Consider the following 11,080-nt stretch of genomic DNA (forward strand, 5'->3'; position numbering starts at 1 on the left):
TGCTGGCCGCCCCAGCTTGTGAGACACCCGCCATGCGCACCCTGTACCCCGCCATCGAACCCTACCGCGAGTTCACCCTGAAGGTGAGCGATCTGCACACGCTGCATGTCGAAGAGTGCGGCACACCGGGCGGCATTCCGGTGGTGTACCTGCACGGCGGCCCAGGCGCGGGCATTTCACCCACCCATCGCCGCTTCTTCGATCCGGCACGCTACCGCATCGTGTTGATCGACCAGCGCGGCAGTGGCCGTTCCACGCCGTTCGGCGAGCTGCGCCACAACACCACGCAGGACCTGGTGGCCGACATCGAGAAAGTGCGTGAGCACCTGGGCATCGAGCGTTGGCTGGTCTATGGCGGCTCCTGGGGGTCGACGCTGTCACTGGCCTACGCACAAGCGCATCCCGAGCGCGCCACCGGCCTGATCGTGCGCGGCGTATTCCTCGGACGCGAAATGGAGAATCGCTGGTTCGCCGAGGCCGATGGCGGTGCGCGCTGGATCTTTCCGGAGCGCTGGGACCGCTACGAGGCCTACATCCCGGAAGCCGAGCGCGGCGACATGATTGCGGCCTACTGGAGCCGCATGGACGGCCCGGATGAGGCGACCCGCATCGAGGCCGCGCAGGCCTGGCTGGGCTGGGAAGACAACGCGGCAACCCTGCAGCACGACGTCGACGCCCAATCCACTGATGATCCGCTGGATACCTTGGCCAAGGCCCGCATCGAGGCGCACTACTTCCGCAACGGCATCTTCCTGGAACCCGACCAGCTGCTGCGCGATATCGATCGCATCCGTCACCTGCCGGGCGTGATCGTGCAGGGGCGCTACGACATCATCTGCCCACCGCGCAGTGCGTGGGACCTGGCCCAGGCCTGGCCGGAAGCGCGGCTGGAGATGGTGACCTCCGGCCACAGTGCCAACGAGCCGGCCACGGTGGATGCGCTGGTGCGAGCCACGGACGCCTTTGCAGACCGCTTCTGAAGCAGACGGGAGTGCCTGCTGCTGGCCGGCTTCCTGCCGTTCGAGGGTAGAGTGGACTGTTAGTCGACTGCTCTTGGCAGGAAGCTGAAGGCCCCGCGCTGCGCGCGATAGTCGACCAGCAAACGACGCTACCGAGCCATCTCCGTCGAGCCACCTCCCCCAAGGCGTCCGCGCACAGTCGCTGCTGCGCGGCCCGGTGAATGGCGGCCCACCGGCAATGGTCGACGGACCCCATTCTTCGCGGCCCACTTACAGGCCCGCGCAGAAGATCCTGCCGTGACCACCGCACCGGTCGTCCGCCTTTTCTTCAGGAGCACGCCATGATCGCTTGTCGCTACCTTCCCATTGCACTCTCACTTTGTGCGGCCCTGCTGCTGGGCGCCTGTTCCAGAACCCAGGAGGCGAGCAGGGCCACCGCCGCCGGAGACGTCACCGAAGTGAAGCTGATACCGCCCTATGACTCGCTTGACAAGGACAAGGACGGCATCGTCACCCTGGCGGAAGTCGATGCGGTGGCGCCGGACTGGGCCGAACGCCTGCATGCCTGCGATACCGACCGTGACAAGACGCTGAGCCATGGCGAGTACGACGTGTGCAAGCAGACCAGCGCTCCGCATTGATCCATCACTGAACCCTCGATTGGCGCTGTGCATGCCCGGCTATACCAAGGTATAGCCGGGCTAACCCACCGGCCTCTAGGCCTGCCCCGTTCAGGGGCGGACAATAGCGCCACTGGCCAGGGCAACCCTGGCCGGCCCCCTCCCCTCATGGAGACGCAGATGGACCCCGACCCTTCCGGGCGCACCGCGACCCGTATGCCTGATTGCTGCCTGTTCCTGGCGCCTGCCCGCCGGTCCCTGCCTGCCTGAGTGACGGGGGACCGCCAGGCGCCGCCTGCCTGGAGATCGCCCCCATGTCCTACAAGATCCTTTACATCACGCTGCGCCGCTTGATCGGCGAGCGCGATGTCGCCGCCCTGCGCAGCCAGCTGCTGCAGTACGGCCCGGTCATGTTTGCCCGTTCGCTGTCGCTCGGTTCGCCACGCGTGGTGGCCGACGCGCTGTCGCTGCTGCCGATCAGCGAACGCATCAACGTGCTGCGGCACCTGCCCTATCCCCTGCGCGACGCGATGAAGCCACTGTGCATCGGTGGCAGCCAGCGCCTGCGCATGCAGCCGTGGTCGCCGGCGGTGCTGGCCATGCGCCACGCCTGATCTGTCTCACCCATTCCGTTCGTGTTCCGGCTGCGGCCGGCTCTGACATTCGAGGAGCGTCCCATGAGCCTGCTCAACGCCTGGTTCAACGCCTTCCTGCGCAGCCGCCGCGCAGGCAACCTGTTCCGCCGCCGTGCGATGCCCGAAGCCGGCTTCGGCCCTGGCAGCGCCGAGGCCGCGCCGTTCGCGCTCACCACCGGCCTGGTCACCCTCGCCCAGCAGGACGAAGCCGAGCTGCTGGCCACGCTGGGCTCGCATGCCGATGGCCTCAGCCCGCATGAGGCCGAGGAGCGACTGGCCACGCTCGGCCCCAACGAGGTGGATCACGAGAAGCCGCTGCCGTGGTGGCGCCACCTGTGGCAGTGCTACCGCAATCCGTTCAACCTGCTGCTGACCGTGCTGGCGGCGGTGTCCTGGCTGACCGAGGACATCAAGGCGACGATCGTCATCGGTGCGATGGTGCTGCTGTCCACGCTGATCCGCTTCGTGCAGGAGGGTCGCTCGAACCGTGCTGCCGAGCGGCTGAAGGCACTGGTCGGCAACACTGCGCGCGTGCTGCGCCGCAATCCCGGCACCGAGGCTGCGGATGTGGCCGATCAGTACTTCGGCGCGCACCTGCACAGCCGTCGCCCGGCACGCCTGCTGGACCTGCCTATCCGCGAACTGGTACCCGGCGACCACATTGTGCTGTCGGCAGGCGACATGATTCCGGCCGATTGCCGCGTGCTGACCGCCAAGGACCTGTTCGTGGCGCAGGCTGCGATGACCGGCGAATCGCTGCCGGTGGAGAAGTTCGCGCACCCGGGCGATGGCCTGGCCGGCCTGCTGGAACAGCACAACCTGCTGTTCATGGGTACCAACGTGGTGTCCGGTACGGCCACCGCCATCGTGCTGGCCACGGGCAACCGCACCTACTTCGGCACGCTGGCCCAGCGCAGCACCGCCACCGACCGTGCGCCCACCGCGTTCCAGGCCGGCGTCAACAGTGTCAGCTGGCTGCTGATCCGCTTCGCGCTGGTGATGGTGCCATTCGTGCTGCTGATCAACGGCTGGACCAAGGGCGACTGGACCGAGGCGTTCCTGTTCGCGCTGTCGGTGGCGGTGGGCCTGACGCCGGAAATGCTGCCGATGATCGTCACCTCCACCCTGGCCAAGGGCGCGGTGCTGCTGTCGCGGCGCAAGGTGATCGTCAAGCGCCTGGATGCCATCCAGAACTTCGGCGCGATGGAAGTGCTGTGCACCGACAAGACCGGCACCCTCACCCAGGACAGGATCGCGCTGGAGCGCCACACCGATGTGTTCGGCCACGATTCGGAAGACGTACTGAAGTTCGCTTACCTCAACAGTCACTTCCAGACCGGCCTGATCAACCTGCTCGACCGTGCGGTACTGGAACACGTGGAGCTGCAGAGTTCGCTGCGGCTGTCGCAGGACTACCACAAGGTGGATGAGATCCCGTTCGACTTCGAGCGCCGCCGCATGTCGGTGGTGGTCTCCGAGCGCGAGGATCACCACGAGCTGATCTGCAAGGGAGCCGTGGAAGAGATGCTGGCGGTGTGCAGCACCGTGCGCGAGAACGGCCAGGACATGCCACTGGACGAGCGCCGCCTGGCGCGGGTGCGGCAGACCACCGAGGAACTGAACGAACAGGGCCTGCGTGTGGTGGCGGTGGCGATGAAAGAAACCGCAGCCAGCCAGACCGCCTACTCGCAGGCGGACGAGTGCGGGTTGACCCTGGTCGGCTACGTGGCCTTCCTGGACCCGCCGAAGGAATCGGCCGCGCAGGCGCTGCAGGCGCTGGCCGCACACGGCGTCGAGGTCAAGGTCTTCACTGGCGACAACGAACTGGTGACCGCCCGTGTGTGCGCACAGGTGGGACTGGATGCCGACACCATCCTGACCGGGCCGCAGATCGAGCGCATGGACGACGGCGCGCTGTCGCGGGCGCTGCACCACCATCGCGTGTTCGCCCGGCTGACGCCGCTGCACAAGGAGCGCCTGGTGCGCGAACTGCGCGCACAGGGCAAGGTGGTCGGCTTCCTCGGCGACGGCATCAACGATGCACCGGCGCTGCGCGCAGCCGATATCGGCATCAGCGTGGACAGTGCGGTGGACATCGCCAAGGAGGCCGCCGACATCATCCTGCTGGAAAAGAACCTGATGGTGCTGGAGGAAGGCGTCATCCAGGGCCGGCGCACGTTCAACAACATGCTGAAGTACATCCGCATGACCGCCAGCTCCAACTTCGGCAATGTGTTCTCGGTGCTGGTGGCCTCGGCCTTCCTGCCGTTCCTGCCGATGCTGCCGCTGCAGCTGCTGGTGCAGAACCTGCTGTACGACATCTCCCAGATCGCCATCCCGTTCGACAATGTGGACGAGGAGCTGGTGCGCAGGCCGCTGAAGTGGAACCCGGCGGACATCGGCCGCTTCATGGTGTTCTTCGGGCCGATCAGCTCGATCTTCGACCTGACCTGCTTCGCGCTGATGTGGTACGTGTTCGATGCACGCACGCCGGCCGACCAGGGTCTGTTCCAGTCCGGTTGGTTCGTGGTCGGCCTGCTGACCCAGACCCTGATCGTGCACATGATCCGCACGCCGAAGGTGCCGTTCCTGCAGAGCATCGCCGCGCCGCCACTGCTGCTGATGACCGGCCTGATCATGGCGATTGGCGTGGCCCTGCCGATGAGCCCGCTGGCCGGCTACTTCAAGCTGCAGGCGCTGCCGGCCGGCTACTGGCCTTTCCTGGTGGCCATCCTGTTCGGCTACGCGGTGCTGACCACTGCGCTGAAGCGGTTCTACATCCGTCGTTACGGCTGGCAGTAAGCGCCCGCCGCTTGTCCAGGGAGAAACACAATGGACATCAATCCGAACCTGCCGGCGTTCAACGCCGGCGCCACGCTCAGCTCGCTGATCAGCCTGTCGGTGGCGTTCGTGCTGGGCACGATCATCGGCCTGGAACGGCAGCTGCGGCAACGCACCGCCGGCCTGCGTACCAACACGCTGGTGGCGGTGGGTGCGGCGGTGTTCGTCGATCTGGCGGTGCGCTTCCATGACCTGTACGGCGGCCCACCGTCACCGCTGCATGTGGTGGCCTATGTGATCTCCGGCGTCGGCTTCCTTGGTGCCGGCGCGATCATGAAGGACGGCGCGCAGGTGTCCGGCCTGAACACCGCCGCCACCCTGTGGGGATCGGCGGCGGTGGGAGCATGTGCCGGTATCAAGCTGCTGCCCGAAGCAGTGCTCGCAGCGGTGTTCGTGCTGGCCGCCAACACCCTGCTGCGGCCGGTGGTGAACCGCATCCATCGGCAGCCGCTGCCGGAAGCGTTCAGCGAGGCAACCTATGCGATCAACGTGGTCTGCCAGCGCGAGCAGCAGGCCGAGGTACTGGACCAGCTGTTGCTGCTGCTTGAACAGGCGCAGTACCCGGTGCGCGCGGTCGACCAGCGCCCGTTTGGCGAGCGCGACGTGGAGATCGAAGCGGTGCTGTATGCCACCACCGTCGATGCCGGCGAGCTCGATGCGGTATTGGCCACGCTGGCGACCACGCCCGGCGTCCTGCAGGGGTTCTGGAACGCCAGCCTGGAGGAGTAGTGGCGGCCGCTGGCCGACGACCTGATGATCTCCGGACGCCCCGTGCATCGCCTCGGCATGCCCACCACTGCGGTAGTGCCGGCCGCTGGCCGGCAACCTCATGATCTCCGGAAGCACCCTGCAGATGCCGGCCAGCGGCCGGCACTACCAGGCATCGCTTTGACCGGTGCCGAACAGGGTCGGCATCCACCGATGGTGGCTTTGCTATCCTTTCCGCCCACGCCAGAGAGCTTCCCCGATGCCATCGCTGTCGCCCCGCCGCCCACTGGTGCTGCTGGTCCTGATCGTCGTGATGGCGGCGATCTTCCTGATCGACACCGTCACCGATTACGCGGTTGCCGCTGCCTGCTTCTACGCGGCGGTCATCCTGGCCGCATCGCGCGTGCTGGGCGCACGCGGGTTGATCACGCTTTCCCTGGCCTGCATCGCGCTGACCGGGGTGAGCTTCTTCCTGACCCGCTTCGGCACCTACCGCATCGGCCTGGTCAATTCGGTCATCGGCATGCTGGTGATCGGCATCACAACCTACCTTGCCCTGAACATGGAAGCGGCCAAGGCCGCCGTGCAGGAAGCACAGGGCCGCCTGCTGCGGGTAGCGCGCGCCTCCACCGTGGGCGAGCTCACCACCTCCATCGCGCATGAAGTGAACCAGCCGCTGGCGGCCATCGCCAGCAGCGCCGAAGCCTGCCAGCGTTGGCTCGCGCAGGACCCACCGAACGTGGACAAGGCCCGCCAGACCGTGGCCCGCATCCTCGCCGATGCACACCGCGCAGGCGACGTGATCGCCCGCATCCGTGGCCTGACCCAGGGCGCGGCACCGCAGCGACGCGCCTTCGATCTGAACCAGGCGGTGGAGGAAATGCTGGCGCTGTCGCGCAGCGAGCTGGACCGGCATGGCGTGGCCGTGGCGCTGCTGCTGGACGCCGAGCTGCCACCGGTGCAGGCCGACCGCGTGCAGGTACAGCAGGTGATCGGCAACCTGATCCTCAATGCGGTGGACGCGATGGAGACCGTGCCCACCGCCGACCGCCGCTTGTCCCTGCTGACCCGGCGCGACGGCCAGCGGGTCAGCCTCAGTGTGCGTGACCGCGGCGTCGGCCTGCCCGCCGACCATCCCGAACGCGTCTTCGATGCCTTCTGGACCACCAAGTCGCACGGTCTGGGGCTGGGTCTCAGCCTGAGCCGCTCGATGATCGAAGCCAACGACGGCCAGATCCGTGCCGAACGACCGGCAGGCGGCGGTGCCTGCTTTGTGTTCGACCTGCCCATTGCCACGGACGCCCACCATGCGTAAGCCGACTGCCGCCAACCCCGATCCGGCACCCATCGTCTATGTGGTCGACGACGATCCGTCGGTGCGCGCGGCACTGGAAGACCTGCTGGCCTCGATGGGCCTGCAGGTGCGGGCCTTCGCCTCCACCCAGGCCTTCCTCGAACACGCGCTGGAAGACGCACCGGCATGTCTCGTGCTGGACGTGCGCATGCCCGGCCAGAGCGGTCTTGAATTCCATCGCACGATGGGCAACCACGGCCTGCAGCTTCCGGTGGTGTTCATCACCGGCCACGGCGACATCGCGATGGGCGTCAACGCGATCAAAGACGGCGCCATCGAATTCCTCACCAAGCCCTTCCGTGACCAGGAACTGCTTGATGCCATCCACAAGGGCATCGAGATCGACCGCCAGCGCCGCCGCGAGGACGAGGCGCTCGGCGCGCTACAGCTGCGTTGGCACACCCTCAATGCCGGCGAGCGCGAGGTGGTCGATGGCGTGGTGCGCGGCCGCCTCAACAAGCAGATTGCCGGCGATCTGGGCGTCAGCGAGATCACGGTGAAGGTGCGCCGTGCGCAGGTGATGCGCAAGATGGGCGCACGCACCCTGGTTGACCTGGTGCGCATGTACGACCGCCTGCAGGCGGGTACGCCATGAACGTCCACGTCGCGCTGCTGCGCGCGGTCAACGTCGGCGGCACCGGCAAGCTGCCGATGCGCGAACTGGTGGCAATGTGCGAGGACGCAGGCTTCGCCGATGTCGGCACGTACATCGCCAGCGGCAACGTGGTGTTGCGCAGCTCGCTCGACGAAACAGGCGTGCGCCAGGCCCTCGGCCAGCGGCTCCAGGCCTATGCCGGCAAGCCGGTGGGCGTGCTGGTGCGCTCGGCCAACGAGATTGCCGGTGTGGTGGCACGCAACCCGTTTGCGCAGGCGGCCGGCAACCGTGTGGTCGCCCTGTTCCTCGACGGCAGCCTGCCTGCCGATCCGCTGGACGGCGTGACCGGCCGGCGCGACGAACAGCTTGCACTCGGCACGCGCGAGATCTTCATCCACTACGGTGCCGGCATGGCCGACTCGCGCTTGCGGGTGCCCTATGCCCAGCACGGCACCGCCCGCAATATGAACACAATCGGCAAGCTTGCAGTGATGGCCGCAGCGCTTACCTGGCCTGCCAGCAATCCGCGTGCTGCCCGGAGGCGGTAGCGTCGACCCTCAGGCACTGCGCCGCGCTCGCGCTCCGTGAAGGCTGAAGCAGTGGGCGGACCCAACGGATCACGCCCGCAGCAAGCGGCGCTTCAATCGCGTATCCAGCAGCCCCACGCCCAGCAGCACCAGGCTGGTCAGCCATCCGGCGGCCAGCAGGTGCACGTGCGGTAGCATCAGCCCCAGCACCAGCAGCGCCACCGCGCCCAGCAGATGCGAGCGCGGCGCGTGCCCATAGACCACGCGTTTGTACAGGGCACTGCCCAGCAGATAGATCAGCGGGCCTGCCACCATCACGCTGGCGTAAACCGTGGTGGCGGCCACCCCAGGATGGTCCATGACCAGATCATTGCCCACCGCCGTGGCGATGATGCCGGCGATCAGCAATGCATGCACGTAGTGGAAGTTGGCGCCCATCCTTCCGGGGTCTTCGGCGTGGGTGATGGCCTCAGTGGCATCGTGGCTGGAGATGCCGAAGTACAGCCACCACATGGCAATCGTGCCGGCGAAGGTGGCCAGCACCGCTGAAACCACTTCCAGGCTCCAATGCTCGACGTTGCTGAGCACGCCACCGGTGGCCAGCATCGTCTCACCCAGCGCGACGATGACGAACAGCTGGCAGCGTTCGGCCAGGTGCCCCCCTTCGATGGTCCAGTCGCGGGTGTGCGAACGACCCATGCCCGGGAAGGCGAAGCCGAACATCGGCGAGGTGTATTCGCAGGCAACTGCCACCGCCCACAGTGCCAGCCGCAGATTGCCCTCGGCCACTGCGCCGGCCAGCCAGAAGCAGGCCGAGACGCTGACCCAGGCCAGCATGCGACGGAAGTTAGGCGCCAACGGATGGTTGCGGCCGACCTCGAACAGCACGAACGCGGTGCGTCCGACCTGCATCGTGACGTACGCTCCGGCGAAGATCCACGCACGCTCGGCAAACGCCTCGGGGATGGACGAGGACATCAACAGCGCCAACAGCATTGTGGTGAACAGCAAGCCGCGGATGCGCGGCGCCTGCGGGTCGAACCAGTTGCTGACCCAGCACGCGTACTGCCAGCCGAGCCAGACTGCGAACCACAGCACCACGGTCTTCAGTACACCGGCCAGGTCCAGGTGGTGCAACAGGTGGTGACTGAGCTGGGTGACCGCAAATACGTAGACCAGATCGAAGAACAGTTCTTCGTAGGTCACGCGGGCATGGTGACCATCTCGGTGGCGCAGCGCGGGCAGGCGCGGTCGGGTACGCATGCAACGCCTTCAGCGCGCCAAGCGCCAGTACAGCAACCCGGCCAGCAGCGCCGGCACGGCGAACACCAGCAGCAGGATCGGCAGCTCCTCGCGTACCGTATAACCGGCCTTGCTGACCCCCACCCACATGTTGGCGACGGCCACCAGCAGCCAGGTGGCGATGAAGGCGATCAGCGCCGTGCGCAGCTGCGAGGTGCCCACGCTCCAGAGTTGGCCAAACAGCAGGAACACCCCCAGCAGGAGCACGCCACCGAGCATCACCATGAGCACATGCATGGTCCACCTCCTTGAGCCTGAGAACAGGCTAGCCCCGGCCGATTCTTCGCTCCAGCCCGTGTACATGGATTCACAGTCCAGATCCGCCGAACAATCGGCTGCCGATACCGAGGCCGCCTTATCGGAGCCATGAGTTATTCGCGAGACTGCGCGCCGCCAGGTGCGTGTTAACGTCATCCTCCTCTCTTTCGACCTTCTTTCCATCATGCGCCTTCGCCTCTCGTCGCTCGCCCTGGCCGCCACGCTCATCACCTTCGACGGCGCCGCCGCCGACGCATCGCTGCCACAGCTGCAGGCCTACACGGTGGACCCTTCCTGGCTGCAAACGATGGCGCCGTTGCAGATTGCCGATAACACCTGGCAGATCGGCACGCATGACCTGACGGCACTGCTGGTCCAGACGGCTGATGGCCTCGTCCTGATCGATGGTGGCATGCCGCAAATGGCCTCTTACCTGCTGACCAACATGAAGGCCAGCGGAACCAATACCGGTCCCCTGCGCATGGTCCTGCTCAGCCACGCGCACACCGATCACGCCGGCCCTGTGGCCGAGATCAAGCGCCGCACGGGGGCGCAGGTGGTCGTGAACGCCGAAACCGCAGTGCTGCTGGCCCGAGGCGGCAGCGACGACCTTCATTTCGGCGACGAAATCACGTTTCCACCGGTCAATGCAGACCGCATCGTCATGGATCGGGAGGTCGTCAAGCTGGGCGGCATCGCGTTCACCGCCCACTTCATGCCCGGGCACACGCCGGGCAGCACCGCCTGGACCTGGACCGATACGCGCGATGGCAAGCCGGTGCGCATCGCCTATGCCGACAGCCTGAGCGCGCCGGGCTACCAGCTGCAGGGCAATGCCCGCTATCCCCGCCTGGTCGAGGACTACCGACGCAGCTTCGCTACGGTGCGCGGCCTGCCCTGCGACCTGTTGCTGACCCCGCATCCGGGCGCCAGCAACTGGAACTATGCTGCCGGCAGCAAGGCCAGCGAGAAGGTACTGAGCTGCAAAGCCTACGCGGATGCGGCCGAGAAGAAGTTCGACGCGCAGCTGGCCAAGGAAACGGCCACGGCACGCTGATCCTGTAGAGCCGAGCCCATGCTCGTCTTGCCGGCCGACAACAGCCGAGCGTGGGCTCGGCTCTACACAGGACGCGTCGAAGTGTGCCGGTCAGGACGACCGGCACCCGCCGTCCATCAGCCACCCTGTCCGTGCTGGGCGAACGGCTCGGTGCTGCCGTCGGTGCGCACCAGCTCGACGGTATACGGCTGCACGTAGCCATCCGGCATTTCCATGCCCGGCGA

The 11,080-nt window shown here is 66.7% G+C and carries 11 protein-coding genes and 1 pseudogene; 9 read left to right on the forward strand and 3 right to left on the reverse strand.

The window, feature by feature from the left end:
• Positions 1 to 32 precede the first annotated feature (32 nt).
• From pip to AB839_RS17420, 8 genes are all read left to right on the forward strand, one after another.
• On the forward strand, positions 33 to 980 hold the full coding sequence (gene pip, locus AB839_RS17385) for a prolyl aminopeptidase (protein ID WP_061480318.1): 948 nt from the start codon (positions 33 to 35) through the stop codon (positions 978 to 980).
• A 320-nt stretch (positions 981 to 1,300) separates the two neighbouring features.
• Positions 1,301 to 1,600: a hypothetical protein gene (locus AB839_RS17390; RefSeq protein ID WP_061480319.1), complete on the forward strand. Its 300-nt coding sequence runs from the start codon at positions 1,301 to 1,303 to the stop codon at positions 1,598 to 1,600.
• Between the two features lie 293 nt (positions 1,601 to 1,893).
• Positions 1,894 to 2,193 carry a hypothetical protein gene (locus AB839_RS17395; RefSeq protein ID WP_061480320.1) on the forward strand — a complete coding sequence of 100 codons (300 nt, stop codon included), beginning with the start codon at positions 1,894 to 1,896 and terminating at the stop codon, positions 2,191 to 2,193.
• 63 nt (positions 2,194 to 2,256) lie between these two features.
• The gene (mgtA, locus tag AB839_RS17400) at positions 2,257 to 5,016 is read left to right on the forward strand and encodes a magnesium-translocating P-type ATPase (RefSeq protein ID WP_061480321.1); all 2,760 of its coding nucleotides are present in this window, start codon (positions 2,257 to 2,259) and stop codon (positions 5,014 to 5,016) included.
• 30 nt (positions 5,017 to 5,046) lie between these two features.
• Entirely contained in the window at positions 5,047 to 5,784 is a 738-nt protein-coding gene (locus AB839_RS17405) for an MgtC/SapB family protein (protein WP_061480322.1), read from the forward strand.
• Positions 5,785 to 6,022: 238 nt separating this feature from the next.
• Complete coding sequence (locus tag AB839_RS17410) at positions 6,023 to 7,078, forward strand: ATP-binding protein (protein ID WP_061480323.1); 1,056 nt, start codon at positions 6,023 to 6,025, stop codon at positions 7,076 to 7,078.
• Positions 7,071 to 7,712, forward strand: coding sequence for a response regulator transcription factor (locus AB839_RS17415; protein WP_061480324.1), 642 nt, complete (start codon positions 7,071 to 7,073; stop codon positions 7,710 to 7,712). The genes AB839_RS17410 and AB839_RS17415 overlap by 8 nt, the downstream gene beginning before the upstream one ends.
• A complete protein-coding gene (locus AB839_RS17420; RefSeq protein WP_061480325.1) occupies positions 7,709 to 8,260 on the forward strand; it encodes a DUF1697 domain-containing protein in 552 nt (183 codons plus the stop codon). The genes AB839_RS17415 and AB839_RS17420 overlap by 4 nt, the downstream gene beginning before the upstream one ends.
• Before the next feature lie 69 nt (positions 8,261 to 8,329).
• Here the strand turns inward: AB839_RS17420 and AB839_RS17425 are convergent, their stop codons facing one another.
• Positions 8,330 to 9,502, reverse strand: coding sequence for a low temperature requirement protein A (locus AB839_RS17425; protein ID WP_061480326.1), 1,173 nt, complete (start codon positions 9,500 to 9,502; stop codon positions 8,330 to 8,332).
• A 9-nt stretch (positions 9,503 to 9,511) separates the two neighbouring features.
• On the reverse strand, positions 9,512 to 9,778 hold the full coding sequence (locus AB839_RS17430; protein ID WP_061480327.1) for a hypothetical protein: 267 nt from the start codon (positions 9,776 to 9,778) through the stop codon (positions 9,512 to 9,514).
• Between the two features lie 205 nt (positions 9,779 to 9,983).
• Here AB839_RS17430 and blaL1 point away from each other — a divergent pair, with 205 nt between their 5' ends.
• Entirely contained in the window at positions 9,984 to 10,856 is an 873-nt protein-coding gene (gene blaL1, locus AB839_RS17435; RefSeq protein WP_061480328.1) for a L1 family subclass B3 metallo-beta-lactamase, read from the forward strand.
• A 116-nt stretch (positions 10,857 to 10,972) separates the two neighbouring features.
• Here the strand turns inward: blaL1 and AB839_RS21980 are convergent.
• A pseudogene (locus AB839_RS21980) lies at positions 10,973 to 11,080 on the reverse strand (DUF411 domain-containing protein); the annotation flags it as partial.

Origin of the sequence: Stenotrophomonas sp. DDT-1 (assembly GCF_001580555.1) — a bacterium.
Classification (GTDB): Bacteria; Pseudomonadota; Gammaproteobacteria; order Xanthomonadales; family Xanthomonadaceae; genus Stenotrophomonas; species Stenotrophomonas sepilia.

Excerpts from the sequence above, each read along its gene's own strand:
- pip (WP_061480318.1), top strand. The coding sequence starts at position 33 with ATGCGCACCCTGTACCCCGCCATCGAACCCTACCGCGAGTTCACCCTG.
- AB839_RS17390 (WP_061480319.1), top strand. The coding sequence starts at position 1,301 with ATGATCGCTTGTCGCTACCTTCCCATTGCACTCTCACTTTGTGCGGCC.
- AB839_RS17395 (WP_061480320.1), top strand. The coding sequence starts at position 1,894 with ATGTCCTACAAGATCCTTTACATCACGCTGCGCCGCTTGATCGGCGAG.
- mgtA (WP_061480321.1), top strand. The coding sequence starts at position 2,257 with ATGAGCCTGCTCAACGCCTGGTTCAACGCCTTCCTGCGCAGCCGCCGC.
- AB839_RS17405 (WP_061480322.1), top strand. The coding sequence starts at position 5,047 with ATGGACATCAATCCGAACCTGCCGGCGTTCAACGCCGGCGCCACGCTC.
- AB839_RS17410 (WP_061480323.1), top strand. The coding sequence starts at position 6,023 with ATGCCATCGCTGTCGCCCCGCCGCCCACTGGTGCTGCTGGTCCTGATC.
- AB839_RS17415 (WP_061480324.1), top strand. The coding sequence starts at position 7,071 with ATGCGTAAGCCGACTGCCGCCAACCCCGATCCGGCACCCATCGTCTAT.
- AB839_RS17420 (WP_061480325.1), top strand. The coding sequence starts at position 7,709 with ATGAACGTCCACGTCGCGCTGCTGCGCGCGGTCAACGTCGGCGGCACC.
- AB839_RS17425 (WP_061480326.1), bottom strand. The coding sequence starts at position 9,502 with ATGCGTACCCGACCGCGCCTGCCCGCGCTGCGCCACCGAGATGGTCAC.
- AB839_RS17430 (WP_061480327.1), bottom strand. The coding sequence starts at position 9,778 with ATGCATGTGCTCATGGTGATGCTCGGTGGCGTGCTCCTGCTGGGGGTG.
- blaL1 (WP_061480328.1), top strand. The coding sequence starts at position 9,984 with ATGCGCCTTCGCCTCTCGTCGCTCGCCCTGGCCGCCACGCTCATCACC.